19 protein-coding genes are annotated in these 19,746 nt (G+C 64.0%); 11 read left to right on the forward strand and 8 right to left on the reverse strand.

Annotation, left to right across the window (positions count from 1 at the left end; translation table 11 throughout):
* Nucleotides 1-279 precede the first annotated feature (279 nt).
* Nucleotides 280-591, forward strand: coding sequence for a hypothetical protein (locus tag NJ75_RS20815; RefSeq protein WP_039337870.1), 312 nt, complete (start codon nt 280-282; stop codon nt 589-591).
* A gap of 125 nt (nt 592-716) precedes the next feature.
* Here NJ75_RS20815 and NJ75_RS20820 read toward each other — a convergent pair whose 3' ends face one another.
* Nucleotides 717-944: a hypothetical protein gene (locus tag NJ75_RS20820; RefSeq protein WP_039337871.1), complete on the reverse strand. Its 228-nt coding sequence runs from the start codon at nt 942-944 to the stop codon at nt 717-719.
* A 454-nt stretch (nt 945-1,398) separates the two neighbouring features.
* Here NJ75_RS20820 and NJ75_RS20825 point away from each other — a divergent pair, with 454 nt between their 5' ends.
* The 9 genes from NJ75_RS20825 to NJ75_RS20865 all read left to right on the forward strand — a co-directional run bounded on the left by NJ75_RS20825 (nt 1,399) and on the right by NJ75_RS20865 (nt 9,199).
* Nucleotides 1,399-1,689 (forward strand): ribbon-helix-helix protein, CopG family, encoded by a 291-nt coding sequence (locus NJ75_RS20825; RefSeq protein ID WP_010890955.1) that lies wholly within the window; start codon nt 1,399-1,401, stop codon nt 1,687-1,689.
* Nucleotides 1,676-4,006, forward strand: a complete 2,331-nt coding sequence (locus NJ75_RS20830; RefSeq protein WP_010890956.1) for a type IV secretion system DNA-binding domain-containing protein — start codon at nt 1,676-1,678, stop codon at nt 4,004-4,006. The genes NJ75_RS20825 and NJ75_RS20830 overlap by 14 nt, the downstream gene beginning before the upstream one ends.
* A 3-nt stretch (nt 4,007-4,009) precedes the next feature.
* A complete protein-coding gene (mobF, locus tag NJ75_RS20835; protein WP_039337872.1) occupies nt 4,010-7,051 on the forward strand; it encodes a MobF family relaxase in 3,042 nt (1,013 codons plus the stop codon).
* A 38-nt stretch (nt 7,052-7,089) separates the two neighbouring features.
* The gene (locus NJ75_RS20840; protein ID WP_236727219.1) at nt 7,090-7,290 is read left to right on the forward strand and encodes a hypothetical protein; all 201 of its coding nucleotides are present in this window, start codon (nt 7,090-7,092) and stop codon (nt 7,288-7,290) included.
* Between the two features lie 2 nt (nt 7,291-7,292).
* A complete protein-coding gene (locus tag NJ75_RS20845) occupies nt 7,293-7,496 on the forward strand; it encodes a hypothetical protein (protein ID WP_039337874.1) in 204 nt (67 codons plus the stop codon).
* 18 nt (nt 7,497-7,514) lie between these two features.
* The gene (locus tag NJ75_RS20850) at nt 7,515-7,871 is read left to right on the forward strand and encodes a hypothetical protein (protein WP_039337875.1); all 357 of its coding nucleotides are present in this window, start codon (nt 7,515-7,517) and stop codon (nt 7,869-7,871) included.
* Nucleotides 7,872-7,997: 126 nt separating this feature from the next.
* Nucleotides 7,998-8,420 (forward strand): hypothetical protein, encoded by a 423-nt coding sequence (locus tag NJ75_RS20855; protein ID WP_039337876.1) that lies wholly within the window; start codon nt 7,998-8,000, stop codon nt 8,418-8,420.
* Nucleotides 8,421-8,540: 120 nt separating this feature from the next.
* The gene (locus NJ75_RS20860; protein ID WP_039337877.1) at nt 8,541-8,762 is read left to right on the forward strand and encodes a DUF5818 domain-containing protein; all 222 of its coding nucleotides are present in this window, start codon (nt 8,541-8,543) and stop codon (nt 8,760-8,762) included.
* A gap of 251 nt (nt 8,763-9,013) precedes the next feature.
* Nucleotides 9,014-9,199 (forward strand): hypothetical protein, encoded by a 186-nt coding sequence (locus NJ75_RS20865; RefSeq protein WP_039337888.1) that lies wholly within the window; start codon nt 9,014-9,016, stop codon nt 9,197-9,199.
* A gap of 2 nt (nt 9,200-9,201) precedes the next feature.
* Here the strand turns inward: NJ75_RS20865 and NJ75_RS20870 are convergent, their stop codons facing one another.
* Nucleotides 9,202-10,002, reverse strand: coding sequence for a GntR family transcriptional regulator (locus tag NJ75_RS20870; RefSeq protein WP_230487993.1), 801 nt, complete (start codon nt 10,000-10,002; stop codon nt 9,202-9,204).
* A gap of 157 nt (nt 10,003-10,159) precedes the next feature.
* Here NJ75_RS20870 and NJ75_RS20875 point away from each other — a divergent pair, with 157 nt between their 5' ends.
* Nucleotides 10,160-10,822 carry an FCD domain-containing protein gene (locus tag NJ75_RS20875; protein WP_039337879.1) on the forward strand — a complete coding sequence of 221 codons (663 nt, stop codon included), beginning with the start codon at nt 10,160-10,162 and terminating at the stop codon, nt 10,820-10,822.
* Between the two features lie 329 nt (nt 10,823-11,151).
* Here the strand turns inward: NJ75_RS20875 and NJ75_RS20880 are convergent, their stop codons facing one another.
* Genes NJ75_RS20880 through trbC form a run of 6 tightly spaced genes read right to left on the reverse strand, consistent with a single transcriptional unit; the run spans nt 11,152 to nt 19,740 of the window.
* Nucleotides 11,152-14,193, reverse strand: a complete 3,042-nt coding sequence (locus NJ75_RS20880) for a conjugal transfer protein TraG N-terminal domain-containing protein (RefSeq protein ID WP_039337880.1) — start codon at nt 14,191-14,193, stop codon at nt 11,152-11,154.
* Nucleotides 14,194-14,205: 12 nt separating this feature from the next.
* Complete coding sequence (locus tag NJ75_RS20885; RefSeq protein WP_010890970.1) at nt 14,206-15,660, reverse strand: conjugal transfer protein TraH; 1,455 nt, start codon at nt 15,658-15,660, stop codon at nt 14,206-14,208.
* On the reverse strand, nt 15,660-16,472 hold the full coding sequence (locus tag NJ75_RS20890) for a thioredoxin family protein (RefSeq protein WP_039337882.1): 813 nt from the start codon (nt 16,470-16,472) through the stop codon (nt 15,660-15,662). The genes NJ75_RS20885 and NJ75_RS20890 overlap by 1 nt, the downstream gene beginning before the upstream one ends.
* Nucleotides 16,469-16,843, reverse strand: a complete 375-nt coding sequence (locus NJ75_RS20895) for a hypothetical protein (RefSeq protein ID WP_234007471.1) — start codon at nt 16,841-16,843, stop codon at nt 16,469-16,471. Before NJ75_RS20895 ends, NJ75_RS20890 begins: the two co-directional genes overlap by 4 nt.
* Nucleotides 16,844-16,859: 16 nt before the next feature.
* Complete coding sequence (gene traN, locus NJ75_RS20900; protein WP_010890973.1) at nt 16,860-18,974, reverse strand: conjugal transfer protein TraN; 2,115 nt, start codon at nt 18,972-18,974, stop codon at nt 16,860-16,862.
* 1 nt (nt 18,975) lies between these two features.
* On the reverse strand, nt 18,976-19,740 hold the full coding sequence (gene trbC, locus NJ75_RS20905; RefSeq protein ID WP_010890974.1) for a type-F conjugative transfer system pilin assembly protein TrbC: 765 nt from the start codon (nt 19,738-19,740) through the stop codon (nt 18,976-18,978).
* Nucleotides 19,741-19,746: the final 6 nt, after the last annotated feature.

Raw genomic sequence — 19,746 nt, forward strand, 5'->3', positions numbered from 1 at the left:
GCATCCGCGACCGCGTCATCGTGGATCAGGGTGGTATGCCCGCTGCGCCTGATTGACAGGTTAGCGATTAAAAGACTCTCGCAGACTTGCCAAGCATGATGGCCGCCATTGGCCCGCGTCAAGAAGGGCAGTTCCCCCAATTTTTACGCCTGAAGAAGGCGAAAAAATCGGCACCCCCACCCCCGCTGCGCGGCGGGCCGCGGGCGACCCGTTCCTGACCCGGACCAAGCTCGGCCATCCCCGAGGAGACCTCTTCAATTCCTTTGACAGGAGGCTCACATGAACGCTCTTACCAAGTCCCTCGACATCCCGGCTTTCGACCCCATCAGCTATGACGCCGCGCTGCGCGCCGCCAGCATCAGGGCCCAGCACAGCTTCTTCGACCAGCACGTCATCGAGGACGAGTTCGGCTGCTTCCTCGCCATCGACGAAGGCGATTACAACGCCCTGCCCCAGGACCTGATCGACCGGATCGTCCATTCCGTCCCCGGCATGATGGCCGACGACTTCGACGAGGCGAACATCGCCCGCGCCGCAAGCTTCATGAGCGTGGTGATGGATCCCGAATGGGACGCGGATTGCCCGTTCTGAGATGACTATCGACCGCAGCGCCGGAGGGCTCCGACGAGGGGCTCTCCGGCCCCTTTTTTGTGCGGATGATAAAGCACAGCCGGGGCATCGAACCCCGGCTGCGCTGGCCTTTTGCAAGGCCGGTTTCAGCTTGCCCGCAGGCGTTTCTCGGCTTCGTCGAGACCGAGCCTTGCGAGAGCGGCGAAGAAGCCTTCGACCCTCTCGAACGGCGCCTTGCCGAGAACCGATTTCTGCATCAGTTCAACGCTTGCCGCCCGCTCGCTGTCACGCAGTTTCGCCTCTCGCGCTTCCAGCGCTTGACGCTCCTTTGCGATCGATGCTCGTTCCGCTTCGAGACTTCCTTTCCTGGCCATGATGATACCTCTTGGGTTGGTGCTGAAACCTCCCGCGCGCGAGGATCGTCATCCTGGCCAGCTTGGCAAGCCCCCTCCCCTGTATCGCCCCGGTCGGAGCTGCAGACTGCGTGCAATCCTGCGCCCCAGGCTACCGTTGGCAGGCCGTGAAAGGCCCACCCGGATTCGGGCAAAATCACCAAAACCCGCGAGCCATCTAAGCTACGGGATCAAGGGGAAGAGGTGCAGACCGTACACGGCAGGGCCGTAGGGAAAATGGCGGAAATGCGTGGGTTTCGTTTCGCGAGATTTGTCTGACTGGGTCTGACAGTGGCGCAAACCCGCAGAACTCCGTCGTTTTCCTGTCGGACAGGGTCGGACAGCCGCTCTGGGGCGCGTCACGATTGCCAGAAGCGCTCTGCTGGCCTAAAAGGGTCCAGCGCAATTCCCACCAGGCCCTGATGAGGGTCTGGTTATGGCAGATGAAGTCCGGCTGACGGTTCGGATACCGCGCGACCTCGCAAATGGCGTTGAGAAGGTCCAGGCCGCGCGCGGCCTGACGCCTTCGATCATCCTTCGCGATGCACTCACCCTGTACCTCGAAGCCTTCGCCGGCAGCACGGAAACCGAGCGGCGTCGGCAGTTCTCATCCGAGTATCTGTTCCTCGGCATCGATCTCCTGATCCAGCGCCAGTTTCCCGATGCGCATGAAGCCCTGATGGCGGAAGCCGACCGCCGCGTGGAGGCGCTCTATGCGTCGTCCTGACACCTGGTCCGATCAGGCCCGCCCCGGCCAGCTCAAGCACCATTCGGCGCGCGGGAACATGCCGCGCAACGCGGGCAATTTCACTCGCGGCTCGCAGCTCATCACGCACGAATTCCTGATGTGGTTTTCCTCGGCGAAGATGCCGCTGCTGGTGTGGTTCTTCACGTTCCTGATCGCGCTCTCGATCGTCCTCGCGCTGCTGCTTCACGAGCATGAAGTGCAGATGATCCTGATGCGGATCTATGCGGAGGGATGGAGCTTCATGGAGTTCAGCCCGCGCAAGATCCTCAACCTAACCTTGCCCTCCGGCCGCGTGATCCCTGCCCCCGTTTCGATGATCGCCAGCCACCCTGATGTCGTCATCGCCTGGAACAAGCTGATGCGCGCAATTTGGGGTTCGCTGTTCATCTCGCTGTTCGTCGCGGTGCCGCTTTCGGTCTGGTTCATCGACCTCTCGCGCAAGCGCGGCAAGGCGATCCTCGAAGAACGCCACCAGCGCGGCGCGATGCTGGTCGACGCCAAGGAGCTTGCCGCCGTGATCAACCAGCACAACAGCGCCGCGCTTGCCCAGGAGATTGCCGAACGGATGCCCGGCAAGACCATGGACGACGTCATGAAAATGAGCTTTGCCGAGCGCAAGGCCGCCGGCATCCACCACGTCTACAACATCGCCGGCGTATCGTTTCCGTGGCGGAGCGAACAGGCTCACACGATCATGATCGGGTCGACCGGGACCGGCAAGACCACGCAGATGCGGGACATGATCGCGCAGATGCGCGTGCGCCAGGATCGGGCGGTCGTGTTCGATCTTACCGGGGCCTACGTCGAGGCGTTCTATAACCCCGAGACCGACACGATCCTCAACCCGATGGACGAGCGCTGCCCGAGCTGGTCGCTGTTCGACGAGGGCAAGAACTACGCCGACTTCACCGCGATCGCATCAGCCATCTTGCCGACCGACGGCGGCGGCTCGGACCCCTTCTGGATGCTGGGAGCAAGGACATTGTTTGTGCAGACCTGCGTCCAGCTCATGAAGCTCGGCCAGGCGACCAACGCCGCACTCGCCTACCGGCTGATGATGGCCGACCTTGAAGAGGTCCACGAACTGCTTCGCAATACCATTGCCGAGCCGCTGACCGCGCCAGTCGCGGCGCGCATGGCCGAGTCTGTCCGTGCAGTTCTCAACACCAATGCCCAGGCCTTGTTGTTTATTCCCGAAGGCAAGGAACCCTTCTCGATTTGCGACTGGATTCGCCACCAGGACAAGCCGGGCTCGATCCTGTTCATTACCTCTTCGCATAACGAACTGGTGCTCAACCGGGCGCTCTTGTCGCTGTGGATGAACCTTGCGGTGCATACCCTGATGCGGCTGCCGCGCACCCGGTCATTGCGCACCTGGTTCTTCTTCGACGAAGTCCATGCGCTGCACCGCCTGCCAGCGATCGAAGACGGCTTGCAGACTGCGCGCGGCTTTGGCGGCGCCTTCGTGCTCGGCATCCATTCCTTCGCCAAGCTAGCCGAGACCTATGGCAAGGAAGGCGCGCAGAACCTTGCCTCGCTGGCCCGCACCAAGCTGATCCTGGCAGCGGCCGATCGCGACACCGCCGAGCACTGCTCGGACTACATTGGTCACCGCGAAGTGCGGATGATGGATGAGGCCTACAGCTACGGCTATTCCAACATCCGCGACGCCGCGACCATTACCCCGCGCTCGGAAGTGCAGCCGCTGGTGATCCCCGATGACATCATGCGCCTGCCTTCGCTGCGCGGGTTCCTGGTCTTTCCGGAAGGGTTCGATGCGGCGCGGATCAGGCTCACCTACAAGGACTACCCCAAGGTCGCAGAGGGCTACATTCTGCGCGAGAACGTCGAGCCTATCGAGTTCATCTCCATGCCCAAGGGTGACGATGAAGTCGCCGAGACCGGCGGCCGGGACCGCAGCGGCGAACCGGAACTGGAGCCGCGCGGCGAAGACCTTGGGCGCGACCCCGCAGTGCCGTTGTCACCGGCGCTCGAGCCCGACGCCAATGCGCCGGAAATCATGCCCGATGGACCAAATCCTGATCCCAGTGTCGGCAAGCAGATGGCATTTCGTCTGGAGCAAGCGCCTCAGAACGAACGCACCAATAGCCGCGAGCAGGACCCGAGTCAGAAGGCTGAAAAGAGTTCCGCGTCCAAGCCTGCCGCGCAGCGCACCGTCGGGTCCCGCGAACTCAATGACCCCGCCATCCCCGACAAGGAATCTGAGCGCGGCGCGAAGACCGCCAAGGGGATCGAGGACCAATCGCATTCCCGTGACGACGGACCGGAGCTCTAGGCCATGCACTCGATCGCCTCCGTCCGGTCGTCGAGCGGCGCTGCCGACTACTTCGCCAACGACAACTACTACTCGGCCGATGAGCACGCGGAAGCGGGGGTCTGGGGCGGCGAAGGTGCGCGCGCGCTGGGGCTTGAGGGGCAGGTCGAGCGCGATGCGTTCGAGGGCGTGCTCAATGGGCGGCTGCCCGACGGCGAGATGGTCGGGCAGGTCGAAGGTCGGCGCCTGGGTCTCGATCTCACCTTCTCGATGCCCAAGTCTGCCTCGATCCTGGCGCTGGTCAGCGGCGACCGGCGGATCATCGATGCGCACCTGGCGGCGGTCAAATCGACCATGTCGCAGCTTGTCGAAAAGCAGTTCGCCGAGAGCCGCAACTATGAGCGCAGCCGCAGCGGCGAACCCCAGAAGACCGGTAACCTCGTCTATGCCCTGTTCGCCCACGATACGAGCCGCGCGCTCGATCCGCAGGGGCATATCCACGCCGTCGTCGCCAATCTGACTCGCGATCCCAAGGGCACCTGGAAGGCGCTGTGGAACGGCGAGATCTGGAAGAACAACACCACGATCGGCCAGTTCTACCACGCCGCCTTCCGCGCCCAGTTGCAGAAGCTCGGCTACGAAACCGAGGCTGCCGGCAAACACGGGTCGTTCGAGATCAAGGGCGTGCCCGCCGAGGTGATCAAGGCCTTCTCGACCCGCACCACCGAGATCGAGGCGAAGATCGCCGAGGTCGGGGCAACCCGCCTCGAAACCAAGAAGCAGATCACGCTATATACCCGCGATCCCAAGCTCGCGGTCGAAGATCGCGGCGCACTGATCGAGGGCTGGCAGCAACGCGCGGCTGAGCTCGGTTTCGACGGCAAGACGCTGGTTGCCGAAGCCAAGGCGCGCGCCGAACTCGAGGCAAAACCGACTTTCCGCGAAACTGCCACGGCTGCAATCAGTGAAGTCGCCACCAGGATCAATGCGGCACTGCGCGCGCCGAGCCCGCTTGCAGTGAGCGGCGCGGCAGCGCTCTTCCTGCCTGCCGAGACGATCAAGGCCCAGCACGCGACGGCCTCGGCGATCCGGCACCTCTCCGAGCGCGAAGCCGCCTTCTCTCCCCAAGCGATACTGGCGAGCGCACTCGGGTTCCAGATCAAGGGGCTCGAGGGCGGCGCGGTGGTCCAGCGGATCGGCGAGCTGGTGCGAGAGGGTCACCTGATCCCGGGAAAATCTGACCGGCTCGATGGACATGTCGACCTCGTCACCACGCCGGCCGCATTGGCTATGGAACAGCGGATCCTCGACACGATCGACCGGGGGCACGGGGCCGGCCGCGTATTCATGCCGCCCGAGACGGCGATGGCGCGGCTCCAGGAAGCGGCACGCGAACTGGGGCGCGAGCGCGCCGGGGTCGACACCTGGCAATTGAATGAAGGCCAACTGGCTGCGGGCGTCGCGATCCTCTCCGGTGGCGACCGGTTCCTCAATGTCCAGGGCGTTGCCGGTGCGGGTAAATCGACGCTGCTCGGCGCGCTCGACAAGGTGCTGGACGCCGAAGGGGTCAAGCTCGTCGGCCTTGCTTTCCAGAACAAGATGGTCGCCGATCTGCGAGGCGGCGGCGGCCAAGGCATGTCGGCCGACCAGATGCGCGCGGCGGGGATCGAGGCCTATACCATCGCCCGGTTCCTCAATACCTACGGCTCGGCGGCCGCTGCAGGCAGCGGCGAGCGCTACGAGGCAGCCAAGGCCGCGCTCGCCAACACCGTCATCATCACCGACGAAAGCTCGATGGTTTCCTCGCGCGACATGCTGCGCTTGGTAACGCTCGCCGAACAGCTCGACCTCGCCAAGGCGCCGTTCATGGGCGACCGCCAGCAATTGTCGGCGATCGAGCAAGGCAAGATGTTCGCGGTCTCGCAAGCCTCTGGCCAGGCGACCGTGCGGATGGACGAGAACATCCGCCAGAAGAATTCACCGCTCCTGCTCGCTGTCGCGGGCCTCTCGAACGAAGGTCATGCCGGTCTCGCGCTCGACCTGCTTGCGGCGCACGGCCGCGTGATCGAGGCGGGGCCCGACCATGTCGCCCGCGCCGCCGAGCTGTGGCTGTCGCTCTCGCCCGACAAGCGAGAGGCGACCGCGATCTTCACTGCCGGACGCGACGACCGGGCCGAGATCAACGCGCGGGTCCAGGCGGGCCTGCTCAAGGAAGGGACCCTCCTCGGCGCGGGCGTGCCGCTCGCCACCCTGCAGAGCGTCAACGCCACGCGTGAGGAGCTGCGCTTTGCCTCGACCTACCGCGTCGGCCAGGTGCTCGAGGCGCGGATGGAGGTGCGCGAGATCGGGCTCAAGGCCGGCGAATACCGGGTGAGCGAGGTGCGCAAGGACGGCAAGGTCGTGCTCGAGCGCGATGGCAAGCGCAAGGTCATCGATCCTGACCGGATCAATCCCGATCACCGCTTCGACCGGCTCGGGCTTCATGAAGAGAAGCAGATCCGCCTCCACGACGGCGAAACCGTGTTTTGGCGTGACAAGGACGGGTCCCGAGACATTGCCAAGTCGACCTACGCCACCGTGCTCGAGGCGCGAGCAGAAGGCATCCGGGTCGAACTTGCGGACAAGCGGCAGCTTGTCCTGGTCCCCGGCGATCCGATGCTGCGCCGTCTCGACCTTGGCTATGCGCTCAACGCTCACATGGCGCAGGGCATGACCAAGCCACAGGCGATCGAGGTCATCTCTTCGACCCAGCGCAACCTTGCCACCCAGCGCACGCAGAACGTCCTCAATACCCGCGCCACTGACGACATGACCGTCGTCACCAACAACCTCGAAGGCCTGAAACAGCAACTCGACCGCACGCCCGGCAACAAGACCTCAGCGCTCGAAGTCACCGGTAAGGTCGAGGTTGAGCCGCGCCATGTGAACCCGATCGATACCCGGCAGGTGCCCGAACTCCGCATGAGCCCCGAGCTCAAGGCCAAGCTCGACGCAGTGCTCGGCAAGGTGGCGGAGGCGCCGGTGAAGCAGATGCGCCCGGAAAAGACGCTGGGGCTCGACCTGTGAGGGCTCGGTTTGCCTTTTCTCCCGACGCCGCGGGCCGCGTGTTCGATCGCGCGCAGGCAACTCTGGTCTGGCTGGCGGTGCTGGTTTTCTTGTCTTCCGAGCCAGCGGTGCGCGGCCTGGCGGTCGCCGCGATGCTCGCCGTCGCACTGGCGGCAACGGCGGTCGCGCTTCTCGCCGAGCCTGCCGCTTCAACTCCCTCACAGGCGGCCCCTCCCCCGGCTGCCGAACCTGGAGACTGACCATGGCTTACGAGCATGACGAAATCGGCGACTTTGCCAGCGAGCGCGACGCGCAGGACTGGGCCGAGCGCAACAACATCGATCCAACCGATCTCCACTTCCGCGCCCGCGGCAAGCGGGGTGTCACCCTGAGCGTGCGCCGGTCGGCGCTTGGGGATTCATCGCAAGCCGACCTCTCGTTCGGTCGGCGGACCGGCTTTTTCTGAAAACCAAGGAGACCAAAGATGAAGCGTTATTTCTACCTCGTCCTGCCGCTACTTGCGGCAACGGCCACCCCTGCCCTCGCGGCGAATGCACGCCCGCAGGATCCGGCGGCAACCGCTGTGACGCCCGCCGCCGCGCAGCGCGCGACCGACAGGGAGGCCATGACCGAGCAGGTCCGGCAGAAGCTCGCCCGCCTGCGCGAAGCGCTCGAAGCCCGCAAAGGGGATGCCAAGGCCGGCTCGGCGGCCGCCCAGCACGAAGCACAGGGCCTGTGCTCGGATTGCCCGGACGAGGACGCCAAGACCTATCACCATTCCGTCAGCGAAGAGCGCAAGGCCGATTGCATCGAGTGCGTCGAGCACGCGACCTACGCCTGACGGGGTGCGGCGCGGCCCGGGCCACCTCCCACCGGACCGCGCCGTTTTCCCGGCGGTACTCTTGAACAAGGATTTTGTGAAATGGATTCAGTTGCATCACATCTATGCCGGGAACCCGCAGTCCCTATGCCCACGGGGCAGTCCTACGATGCCGAGCTTACCGTCGATCGCTGGCAACTAAGCTACTTTGCCGGGCCAGAAGGGATCAGTCTTGGCGTCGGCGGCAGGCTTGAGATTGACAGGGCGAGTCCCCGCGTGGTCGAAGTATCGGAAATTCATCTTTGCAACGGGTACGCGACGCAGCGCTACTTCAATAATTTCCATGATATCCCCCAAGGTGCAGTTGGGGCAATTGACCTGTCCGACGACACGTGCGGCGCGATCGTCGTGCGTGCAGGCGATCCGGTATTGATCTACGACCTGCTCGAACTGCAGCGCACACGGCAACTGTCGCTCCACCCTTTCCAGCAGATCAAGTTGTTGATGACGATCGCGGAGACAGATACTCACGACTTCCTTGCCGTTCGTTCGATGCATTTCTACCTCTGACGGCCGCAATGTGCATTGAAAGGACGCTGCTGTTGGGAATTCCCCTCGTCTCCTGCTAAAGGCTTCCTCGCCTCGAATTGCTCCCGGCTAGGCCCCATCAATCGCGAACCAATTCTGCCTATGAACCGCCCTGCCCGCCTTACATCCAACACGATAATCGGAACGATCGAGGCTGGACCGCGCGGACCGATCTTGCGCGATGCCGAAGGCCTCGCCTGGCGGCTGCATTTTGGCGAGCAGCCGGTGCCTGAGGGTCTTCAGGGAGAGGTCAGCGTGCGCGGCAAGATCGTCCAGCCCGACCGGATCGACGTCGAATTCTGCACCCTCCTCACCGGTGACTGATTGCCACTGCGGGACGAAGTTCCAGCATCCCGGACGTTCACTGGCATTTGTCTCGACAAGTCGACATGGCTTCAGCGTTCGTGACAAAGTCGATTTTGCGCAGTCGGCGCTCCGCGACTTAGGCGCAGATACCTAACTAGCGCCATTTTAGAGCGACTATTTGATAGATTTAACTTGGCGCAATATTGACAGATTCCCAAGTTTCAACAATCGTTTGCTTGGATTTGGGCTTCGGGGGCGGCTTGATGCGAATGCAGCGACTGCTGATCGATCGAAGCACACTGGACCTGATCACATCCGATGCCCGGGACTTCCTCAATGTCCTCGATGCCGCAGGCCTTCTCCAGGCCTCGGCGATGATGCGGGACGTCCTTGAGCAACTCGCGCTCGACCGCTTGCACCTGCCCGACGATACCAGCGAGGCAGGTCCGAACTAGGCCTATCTGAGGTTGGCGGCGGGCACCCCGAACGGGATTGTCCGCCCGTCGGCACCCGGCTCGCGGGTCCCCTGGCCGTAGAGCCTGCCTTCGAACTCGAAGGTCGGCGCAAACCGGACGATGGTAGCAGTCTCGCTCGCCTCACGCCCGACCAGGTCCGCGATCGTAGCCAGCACCGCCTCTCGCGACGAGTAGATGTCCTCGCGCATCAGCAGCCGCGCCATCGAGCCCGATCTCTCGGCAATTGCGGACGCAATCTTCTGATGCATGCGGAACGACTGCTCGGCATCTTCCGCTCGCTGCGACCAGACGATCCGGCGGTGGAGCGCATTGGGAAGCACCATGCGCGCCATGTCCGGTATCTGGGGGATGCGCGACATGCGCATAACCTCGACGTGGAACCTGAGGTTCTCGATGACTACGCGCTCGAGTGAGTCCGGATCCTCGGGCATTGCTTCCCTGGCCTCTGCGGCGAGCGCGGAAAGCAGCGAGATCTCGGCATCGCTGGCCCGCTCGGCCGCACGGAATGCGGCGAGGCCTTCGAAATTGGCGCGCATCTCGAACAGGTCCTCGACCTCTTCGCGGCCCCAGGCGCGCACGGCAAAGTCGCTCCGGCCCTGGCGGATGAGGTAGCCTTCATGGGTGAGCGCACTCAGCACTTCGGCGACCCCGGCAGGGCGGCAATCGTAGACTTCGCCGACCTCGGCCTTGCTGATCGCCTGTCCCGGAAGGTAGCGCGCAGACAGGACCCCGAACCTGATTTCGAGGAACATGAGTTCGGAAAGAGACTGTGCTCTGGTCAATCGACCTCCCTCATGGGTGAGTTCTGGCTCACCGCATTGTTTCGTACTTCCTAGCATAATATCGTTCTGATTTCCGAATCCGGGAGCTTCGCATTATCCCCATTTGGTCGTCGTTCGGGTTTTTGGGGCAGCAGTGGCCAAAGCAAAATTGCCAGTCATGACAACGATTGCCTGCCCGGAGCAGATGATCTTTGCCGTGCTGCGTGAGCCCAGCAAGCGGCGGCGCTATGACAGTGCGGCCGATATTCCCGGCCTTCAGGGTCTCGATCCCGCCGAGGCAGAGCGCCTGGCACTTGAACTCACCGATCTTGGCCTCATTGCGCGTGACCATGGCCGCTACACCATCATCGACTGGAGCGTTGACCGGATCACCGAGCACCTGGCGCTGGCCGGTGCGATCCAGGCCTTGGCTGCGGCGCAAGTGGCGAGTCTGCACAGCAAGGCGGATTTCAGCCATCTCGAGACTCTGAATTCGGCGCTCAAGACCTTCGATGACATGGATGCGGCAAACCTGCTCCAGGGAGCCTACATCGACTACCAGTGGCACCTAGAACTGGTCCGTCTGAGCGGCAATCGGGCGGCGCTTTCCGCTTATGGCAAGGCGGTTCCGCCGGCGGTCTGGATCGCCGGAGCCAACTACTTCCAACTCGATGAAGCACGCAGCTCCTTGGTCGAGCACGACCGTCTGGTCGCCTACATGAAGGCGGGCGACACTCTGCGCGCGCGCGATGCCGTCTCTTTCCATGTCGAGGAAGCGGCCGCCCAAATCCGCCGCGCCGGCGCGGCGCGGATCGAGAGCTATCCTGGCAAAGGCACCTGACTTCCAGCGCCGCGGCGCTGCGAGGAGAGGGGGTGCGAGCCTTGTGTGGAGGGCTCGACCTGCTGCTGGCACATGATTGAAAATCCAGTCCGTTCGGGGTAATCATGGCCAGGGCGAGGAGACCCTCGATGGACCATGATCGCTACGGACTTGATGGAATGCCGATTTACCCGCGACCTGGTCACTTTGACCATGTCACGGGGGTCAGACTCCCTACGTTTCGCGGCAAATCCAAGACCATGGGCCGTTGGCCAGCAATCGTGCTCGTGGCTCTGATGGTGATAGTCGGGATAGCGTTGGCTTCGGCCTCTCACCTGTTCGGTTGAAAGTCAGGTTCGTCTCTTAGCAACATGCAGGTGATCACGCTCGGGCTTGTCAGGGAAGCGCTCGAACTGAACGGCATATCCGTCACCAAGCCGTGACCGAACCTGCGAAGCCCAGCGCTCGCCCTGCTCGTCTGAAATGTTGTTGCCCCTGAAGTCCAGAGCGCGATCGTCATAGTGCGCTGACCCGGCCATGTGCTGGCTGCTGTCATTGCCCGACGTCACCACCGGGGTTGGCAGGCCAAGCGAACGGGCCTCTTCAGCCACCACTCCCATTGCGGGCACAAGGTCTCCATCCATGCGGCCGAGCCTCGCGCCAGGCTTGACCTTGATGCCAAGGTCGCGCGCAAGGGCGGCGCCATCGACTGGACCATCGGGCACCGCGAGCAGCGTGCCGCCTTCGAGCGGCGAAGGAACCAGCCCCTCCGTGCGCGGGGCGGATGGAAGCGCAGGCGTTTGCGGCATACCGAGATCGGCATTGGTCCCAAGCGATCCCACGCCAGCGATCCCGGCAACATCGCTGAGTTCGTCGATCCGGTGAGCGCGCAAGTCACCCATCAGGTCGTCCATTATATAGGTGATGGCCTGGTCGCGGCGCGTCACATCCCGATAGTCGAGCCGCGGGTTGGAGAGATCGGGCAGGTGCCACTCCGGGTGCTCGCGCTGGAGTGTCTCATAGCGATCCTGGATCAGGTTGGACATGTCGCTCGAGATCTGGAAGCCGTGGCTTTCGGCGTAACTCGCCTCTGACATCATCCGGCTGCCGATCTCGCGGTAGCGAGCAGCAGCGGCGCGCCGTTCCTCGGCCTCGCCAATCCGCCAATCGCTGCCATCGGTGCTGGTTCGCGAACGGCTATGGTCAGTGTAGTCCGAGCTCTGGCTGTAGGTGCCCGAAGACTGGATATCGCCGCTCGACCCGCTGACCACCATGCGATCGCTCGTCTCGTCGGATTTGTCGGTGCCGCGCGTGGTCTGGTTCGTTGCTGAACGCTCGGATCCTGCGCTGGCATTATCGCCGCTTTCACGGCGACCGGAAAGAGAGCCGGAAAGAGAGGCAGACACGCCGCTACCCACTTCCGATTCCAGAGGGGTGCCGACCGTTCCGGTACCAGTCAGCGACAAGCCTGAACCAAATGTGCGACTGCTGAAATCGCTCGATGAGCGGTTATTGCCCTCGCGAAGGATCAGGTCGTTGTTAGTGACCTCCCGCGTTGAGCTGCCTTTGGCGCCTTCGACGACGACGTTGCCGCCCACATTGTGAGTGTCCGATGCCCGCGAACCGCTTTCGCGCCGCGCTCCCGACACATCGCTGGTCGCGGTGACCGCGCTGCCAAACTGGCCTTTCGAGCTGGTCCAACTGCTTGAGGTGCCGTTTTCGATCTTGTCGGCCTCATTGAGATACCATTGGCCCTGGGATCTGAGGTCGGTCGCATAGCCCCGCGTCATCGTGGGCTTGAACGGCAATTGGGACATCGCTGCATTGGTGTCGATCACCGAATAACCCGAGCCATATTCGTTGAACATGCGCCCGTCCGCTTCGCGGAAGCCAGAATGCCCTGCACCTGCCAGCAAGTTCGGCGCCTGATTCCACTGCGACATCTGCCGGTTGTCTGCGTTGAGATTGCCGTAGCTGACATCGCCATAGGCGTAGTTGCCGGTGGTCCGCTCGAGCGCCGCGGCATCCGAGCCAGCCTGGACCGGGGCGAGCATCGAGCCAAGGTTGTTCGCAACCGACATGGTTCCGCGCATGACCATCAGCGCCAGCATCGGCACCGACAGCATCAGGAACCCCGCCATCGTGGCGATGTCCTGATTGACCGCATCGATTCCCGCCCAGTTGGCGAGGTTCACGCTGCCTGCTGAAACCGCTGCGGTCTGGGAGGCCAGGCGGTCCATGATGAACGAGTGGATGAGAACGTAGATCGGTCCCCAGGCCGAGAGGTAGAAGAAGCCCGAGAAGTAGCCCTTCAGGGTCGCGATGCCGGTGCGCGGGAACAACAGCAGCGGGAAGACGATCGGGAACAGAGCGTAAAAGACCACGGTCAGGACCACGCCAAGCACCGGAATCCAGATGAGCCCCTGCTCGGCTGCCGTCGTCATCGCGTTGCGGGTCTGGGTGTCCGCGCGCTGGAGCGCGAAGGAATCGGCATCGGCATTGCCGAAGTCGAGCTGGGCGGCCTCGAAAGCGTCGACCATGCTCTTCTGCTTGAAGAACTGGTTACGCGTCATCGCGGTGCCGGTGAGCAATTGCGAGACCACCGGCACGTCGGCGGCGAGCTTTGCCCCTGCCGCGGCCTCGGTGAGCTTGGGGTACATCGTATGCGCAAATGGCAGCGCATAGGCGTTGATCTGGTTGTCCCACTGGTTGTTGATCAGCGTCCAGGCCTGCGCACAGGTCTTGCCCTCGATATCGACCGTGCCGGTGCCGGTATCGGTCAGGTACTTCATGCCGCGGTTGGTTGCGGCATTGACCCCGAGTTCGGCCCAGAGGTCGGGCGCTTCGCTCAGCAGCTTGAGGCTCTTGGTGCCAAGCAGGATGTCGTAATAAGCGCATTGCTTGAGATAGCCGTCGACATTGGCCTTGAACACCGGATCGCGGATCTCGAACCCGCGCGCCTTGTCCCACATCCGCGCGCCGTAAACGAAGCCGCCGGTCGAGTAATTGAGCGCAGCAGGCATGACGAAGACTGTCTCGGCCGTGCGGGTCAGGTAGTCGCTGATCTGGCTGGTGAACGAGGCCATGGCTGCGAGCCCGATCGGCACGTTGGCGACCGTGGCGGGCGCAAGCCCGGGATTGACACGGTCGGTGACCTTCACCGTCACCGTCGGGACCATCAACACGGTGTAGATCAGCGTCGACTGGATGAACCAGCGAAACCACGCGCGCCAGTCGAGGTCCATCGCGGTAATGAGGAGCGCGTAGATCAGCCCCATCACCATGACGACGCGGATCAGCGACTTGAACCCGCCCGAGCCGGTCCAGGCGGCGATCGCGTTGAAGGTGTTGACGAGGTAGTCGCCGCCCCCGACCGTGAAGACCTCGAGCATCTCCGCCGCCCCTTACTGGACCTGGCTGCCGAGCGTGCGCGAGAAGCGCAGCGCGGCCGACATCTGGGGCGAGAGCTGGGTACGCAGGGTCTTTTCGAGCATCTGCGTGCGCTGGATCAGCGCAAAGGTCTGGTCGAAGCGCTGCGAGGTGCGCGCCGCGATCCCGAGGAAATTGCGCCGGGTCTCGTAAAGCCCCTCGCGCCATTCGCGTAAGCTATCCGCATCAGCCCCGTTGAAGTCCGAACGCGCGTTCACTGCCATGTCGATGAACCGCATGGTCATGGTGGTGACGAGATCGACCGCGACTATTTCGGAAAGGTCGTTGATCTCCTGCGCGGAGATGCCGAACTCGGCCGCTGCGCTCACGGTGATGATCTTGTAGACCGGCACGCTCGCCATGCCGAGGAGCTGGATCTCGGCCGGGGTCAACGAGGCGCCGGGATCGCGCACTTTCAAGGCCATGCTCTCGATCAGCGTGCGCACCCGCGCCTTGATCGCTGCATTAGGCCCGATCACCATGTCGATCTCGCTCGGCGCCATGCACTTGGCGCTATCGCCGCCGCAGCTCCAGTATTTGTGCGGGGTGGAAGAGGTGCCGTCGAGCATGGCGCTGATCAGCGCCGGGTCGGCCGGGCCGATGAACTGGACCCTCGGCTTGCCGCCATTACCGGCCGGATCGTAGATCACGGTCCCGACGAGGGTCATCAGGAACTCGCGGAACTGGGTGTCGAACCCACCGTATTTCTTGCCCAATGCCGCCCAGGTGTAATTGTTGGGCATCCCGGCCTGTTCCTTCATGTCCGGGTCGGAATTGGCGCTTTTCAAGGCTTCGCGCTGGCCGCCGTTGTTGCACTGCTGGCGCGCGCGGGCCCAGTCGGAGACCGCGCCCTGACTGTTGGCGATCGCCTCGCAGATGACCGAACTCGCCGTATCGCTCTTCGGCCAGAGGCCGCCGACCAGCGCCTGCGCGGTCTCGCAGGACGAGATGTTCATCTGGTTCATCTGCTGAACCTTCTGCGCCAGCTCATCCATGACCTTGCCGATCTCGGGCGAGATCGTGTCGATCGCGAGTTTGAAGGCAAAGCCGAGCGCGTTGTTCGCGGTCGCTTTCAGCATGGCGACAAGTTCGGCGGTGTTGATGAACGAGAACGACCCGGCAAAGAGGTCGATGCCGCCGCACCCGGCGCGCGCGTGGGGCAACTGGAGGTTGAAGGGCTGGATGTTCTTTTGCGGGAAGCGCGACCAGACCGAGCCCATCGAATAATAGCCCGCCGACTGGCCCTGGTAGGCGCTGGGACCGGTGACATTGGCCTGGACGCCCATGTCGGACATGAAGCTCTGCATCTCGCCTTCGACCCCGGCCGAGGCGGGTGTGGGCGAAGCGAGCAGAACCGCGGCACCGAGGACTGTGCCAAGTGCGCGGCGCGAGGCTCCATGGAGGCGGCGGGCGAAGCGACGGGCGCGCATCAGTAGTCGCTCCCCACCTTGACCTGCGTCAGCTGGAAGACGCGGTCCATGATCTCGTCCTGGCTGAGGATTCCGTAGCCGATCGGCATCGGCTGCTTGGTGACTGAATCGAACAGCACCAGCGCGGGCACCTGGCGGTCGGTGCCAAGCCCGAGCTTCTCGTATTGCCCGCTGTCGACCATGTAGCCGGGGAAGGTCGAGGAAGGTCCGCCATCGGTGGAGACCGCGAGCACCGCGAGGCCGTACTTGTCCGAGACGGCTTTGAGGATCGGCGAGAAGATGTCGCAGGCGCCGCAGCTCGAGGCGAAGAAGTAGAACACCCCGTAGCGCTGCGAGAGAGTGGCCATGACCCGGTCGCGGTCGGTCTTGCGCTCGTCGATCCAGGCGCGCTTGCCGAGCGTCGAGACCGGGCGCTGCAGCGTGTAGTCGAGCCCGGGATCCTGCCACAGCGCGCGCTGCCAGACGTCGGCGAACATCGAGGAGCGGTCGAGCTGTTCGCGCTGGAAGCGGACATAGGCGGTGACGTTCTCCGGGCTCGGCTCGAGGATCGCGCGCGCCTTCAGTTCTTCAAGCTGGGTCCCGATTGCGGCCAGTCGCTCGCGCGCTGGTGGCTGCGCAGCAGCAGCTTTGCGCGGCTCCTCCTTGGGCTTCTCGCAGTAGAACCAGGTGCCGAGCTTCCTCTCCTTGCAGTAGAGCGCGTCCTCGGACTGCCGCACCTCGACACCGTCGCCCTCGGAGGCGCGCAGCGGTGCGGTCCCGGTAAGCGCGACGCTGGAGGCGGCAAGCAGGGCAATGCATTGGCGGTGGTTCATGATCCGCTCCTCTCGAATTCCTTGATCAGTGACATGAAGACGCCGAGGTCGAGCAGCCGGCGGCCGCCATCGAGCAGGCGTACAAGCGCGCAGTAGAAGCCGGACAGCGCCTCGCTCCCGGCATCGGCGATCGTGTAGGTTCCGGCCTCAAGTCGCGCCCATCCCCGCCGGACGATGGCATCGAGCTGCGCGCTGAGGCTGCGCGCGCGAACCGGGTGGTCGAACCAGGCCGAGATTTCGGCAGCGATCCCGCGCGCGGTCAGCGGCCCCTTGCGAGCGAGCGCCATGCCGACGCAGAACTCCAGCACGGTCAGATCGGGGGCTGCGGCGTAGGCCCCGAACGCGACCACGCGCGCGCCGCTTTCGGGCACAGGATTCGTGGCGGGCTCAGGGCTTGTGCGCGGCATAATAGGCCTCGATCTTTGCCTGGATTTCGATGAGCGTGGCGGCTTCGTCGGGGAGCTTCGCCGCATCGACGAACTCCGCGTAGATTTCGGAAAAATCCATCACCGAGAGGTCGAGCTGCTGGAACTCGAAAATGGTGAAGCCGTCGCAGACGGGCTTCTTCGGCGTTCCCCATGTCTTGCCGATCTGGGGCCGGCCCTGCTCCTGGAGGATCCGACTGATCTTCGAGAGGAAGCAGCAATAGACATCGCGCTTGGAAAGACAGATGCCAAGGAAGCTCGACGAGCAGTAAGTGCCAATCTTGTGGCAGAGCCCTGCATCGTCCTTCTGATCGAGCAGCACCTCGGCCGGGCTGCACAGCAGCGGAACGAGGAGCGGGACGCCCTTCCCCGAGCAGCAGTTGGCGAGACCGAAGACCTTGTGCGCACAACTCTCGGCGGTGCCCTTGAACAGCGTCAGCGTGCTTTCGTCGAACTCGGAATTGGCCTGTCCGAGCGCGTTCAGCGCCACGACCGCGTCCTTGAACTCGTCGGAGGCCTCGCGAACGATCGGCTCGCAGTCGCCATTGACGCAGTAGACGTCGTCCCCGCAGATGTACTGCGCAGGCTGGCTCGTCGATCCCGGGATCGGGCACTTGTAGACACGCTCGGCGACCTTGCACGAACCATCTCCGCTGGGCGGATCGTCGAGACAGGTCTCGTGGTCGAACATGCAGCCGGGGGTTGCATCGAGCTTGCCGCAGTCGTTGCCGCCGCCCACCACGGTCTGGCACTGGTAGGTCTTCGCCGTCTCCCAGCAGGCCCGCGTGACCGGCACGCCATCGATCAGGCGGGTTTCATTGGGGGCAGTGCAGGTCTCGGCAGCGAGGGTGCAGGTGCCAAGATCGACCGAGCAGGCATTGTCGGTCCAGACTTGGGTGAACCACTTCGATACCGAGCTTTCGGGCACGATGCCGGCGACATTGGTGCTGCACGAATAGACCGCTTCTAGCGAAGCGGGCTCAAGGCAAGTGAGGTAGCCCCCTCCCCCGAACGGATCGCCGATGAAATCCCAGGTCTTGCAGAGCTGGCGGTCGGTGAGGCCTGCCGCGGAGGCGGTGGTTTGGGTACAGCTCGGCTCCGCCGATATCGCCCCGCACTGCTGAAGCCCGCTCACATATTGGACGGGAAAACCCGTCACGGGATCAAAGGTCAGCGCATCGGTGATCCCTTCGTTGTTGCAGCGATAGACGTTGCTCACGACCTGGAAGGCGTCCGCCGGCGGCGGTTTGGCCACCGTGCCCATGAGGTAGACGTTGGGATCACTGACGCCTGCGTCGCAGTCGTAGTAGTCGACCGTGAGGTTATAGTCGGGAACAGGGAAGGTCCCGGTCTTGCGGCACAGGGCGTTGCCCTCAAGCGAGGCGCAGCCCGGAAAGCCAGGGGCCGTGACGCAGAGGTACTGGTAGAGCGTCTCGTTCCATGGCGCGACGGTGAGACTGCGGGTGCAGGTCTTGGGCTGTTCGACCACGCTCGAGCCGACATTGCAGGTCCATTCGGCAGTGTTGGTGGTCCCCGGACTCGGCGGCAGCGGGACGCAATTGCCGGTCGACCCGTCCGCGCTCATGCCAGACAAGTAGGCATTGGGATCGTCGGTCACGGTGTTGGCGCGGGACAGGTCGGCGCGGGTGACATCGACGGTCGGCCGCGTGGTCGAATTGGCGGTGCGGTAGGCATTGCTATTCACGCCGGCCGCCGCCCCATCGGCGTACATGTTGCCGGGATTGTCGTAATACTGGGTGAGTCCGGGATATTCCGCCTGATACCCCGGTATCTGCCCGGCCGCACCCGGGGCATCGGTGATCCCCTGGTAGGCGCCGCGCACGCTCGATCCGGTCGCCCGAGCCTCGGCCTTGGCCTCGTCCACGGTCATGGTGGCAGGCGCGGAAGGAGGCGGCGGGGCGGGAGCGGGCACGCCGGGATCAATCGCGGGCGGGAGCGGCGGTTGCGGCTCGACCAGATCGTCGGGCGGGGGGATGTAGACCTGTCCTTGTGCGCCGGCCGCGGCGAGCAGCACCATCCCGGCAAGCGCAAATCCAGCAAGGCGCGGCGCGCGCATCTCAATGACCCTTGTTGAGCTGGGCGAGCGCGATGCGCGCGACGCCGGCGCCGGGCCCGCGGCCACCTGCAAAACTCTCGAGCGCGAACTCGACTGTGACATTGCCGGTGAGCCGGTCGTGGTCGGGAGTGGCGCTGGTGCAGTCGAGCCCGTCGCAGAGCTCGTACTCGCGGCCCGCGGCGACGAAGGTCGGCGCAGCCTCGACCTTGAAGGCGCGGAACAGGCGCGGGTCGATCGCGAGATGGGCTTCTTGGCCCTCGTCGGTCACAACGCGCTTGAGGCCCTCGGCAAAGGCTTTTGTGCTGCCTCCGGGAAAGCCGCGGAACACCACCACGCCGCCGGCCTTGGTCGTGTCGGCGATCAGCCGGGTGAGCGAGGCCCCAGGCATCGACAAGCTGGCAAAGACCATGAACATCGGCCCCTCGCCCATCGGCGCGCGGGTATTGGCCGCGGCGCCGGCGAGCAGTTCGTCGAAGTCGACCGCGCCATCCGGGCCCTTGGGAAGGCTCGCGGGATCGATCGAAGCGACGGAAGCGAGGCCTTGTTCGCGCAAGGTCTCGGCCTCGGCGCGGTGCGCCTCGCCCTTGCCGGCAACCGCATCGACCAAGGTCTGGGCATCGGCTGTCGCCTCGGTTGCCCGGTCCTTGATGGCCTTGAGGTCGATGCCGTCTAGCGTTTGCGCGAGCGCTGCCGAGACAGCCGTAAGCGCGAGGAAGCCAGCGATTCCTGCGAGGTGGGGTTTAAGCAAGGTGCGCGCGAAGGTCATGGGCGT

Source organism: Novosphingobium subterraneum, assembly GCF_000807925.1.
Lineage (GTDB): Bacteria > Pseudomonadota > Alphaproteobacteria > Sphingomonadales > Sphingomonadaceae > Novosphingobium > Novosphingobium subterraneum.

Excerpts from the sequence above, each read along its gene's own strand:
- NJ75_RS20815 (WP_039337870.1), top strand. The coding sequence starts at position 280 with ATGAACGCTCTTACCAAGTCCCTCGACATCCCGGCTTTCGACCCCATC.
- NJ75_RS20820 (WP_039337871.1), bottom strand. The coding sequence starts at position 944 with ATGGCCAGGAAAGGAAGTCTCGAAGCGGAACGAGCATCGATCGCAAAG.
- NJ75_RS20825 (WP_010890955.1), top strand. The coding sequence starts at position 1,399 with ATGGCAGATGAAGTCCGGCTGACGGTTCGGATACCGCGCGACCTCGCA.
- NJ75_RS20830 (WP_010890956.1), top strand. The coding sequence starts at position 1,676 with ATGCGTCGTCCTGACACCTGGTCCGATCAGGCCCGCCCCGGCCAGCTC.
- mobF (WP_039337872.1), top strand. The coding sequence starts at position 4,010 with ATGCACTCGATCGCCTCCGTCCGGTCGTCGAGCGGCGCTGCCGACTAC.
- NJ75_RS20845 (WP_039337874.1), top strand. The coding sequence starts at position 7,293 with ATGGCTTACGAGCATGACGAAATCGGCGACTTTGCCAGCGAGCGCGAC.
- NJ75_RS20850 (WP_039337875.1), top strand. The coding sequence starts at position 7,515 with ATGAAGCGTTATTTCTACCTCGTCCTGCCGCTACTTGCGGCAACGGCC.
- NJ75_RS20855 (WP_039337876.1), top strand. The coding sequence starts at position 7,998 with ATGCCCACGGGGCAGTCCTACGATGCCGAGCTTACCGTCGATCGCTGG.
- NJ75_RS20860 (WP_039337877.1), top strand. The coding sequence starts at position 8,541 with ATGAACCGCCCTGCCCGCCTTACATCCAACACGATAATCGGAACGATC.
- NJ75_RS20865 (WP_039337888.1), top strand. The coding sequence starts at position 9,014 with ATGCAGCGACTGCTGATCGATCGAAGCACACTGGACCTGATCACATCC.
- NJ75_RS20875 (WP_039337879.1), top strand. The coding sequence starts at position 10,160 with ATGACAACGATTGCCTGCCCGGAGCAGATGATCTTTGCCGTGCTGCGT.
- NJ75_RS20880 (WP_039337880.1), bottom strand. The coding sequence starts at position 14,193 with ATGCTCGAGGTCTTCACGGTCGGGGGCGGCGACTACCTCGTCAACACC.
- NJ75_RS20885 (WP_010890970.1), bottom strand. The coding sequence starts at position 15,660 with ATGCGCGCCCGTCGCTTCGCCCGCCGCCTCCATGGAGCCTCGCGCCGC.
- NJ75_RS20890 (WP_039337882.1), bottom strand. The coding sequence starts at position 16,472 with ATGAACCACCGCCAATGCATTGCCCTGCTTGCCGCCTCCAGCGTCGCG.
- traN (WP_010890973.1), bottom strand. The coding sequence starts at position 18,974 with ATGCGCGCGCCGCGCCTTGCTGGATTTGCGCTTGCCGGGATGGTGCTG.
- trbC (WP_010890974.1), bottom strand. The coding sequence starts at position 19,740 with ATGACCTTCGCGCGCACCTTGCTTAAACCCCACCTCGCAGGAATCGCT.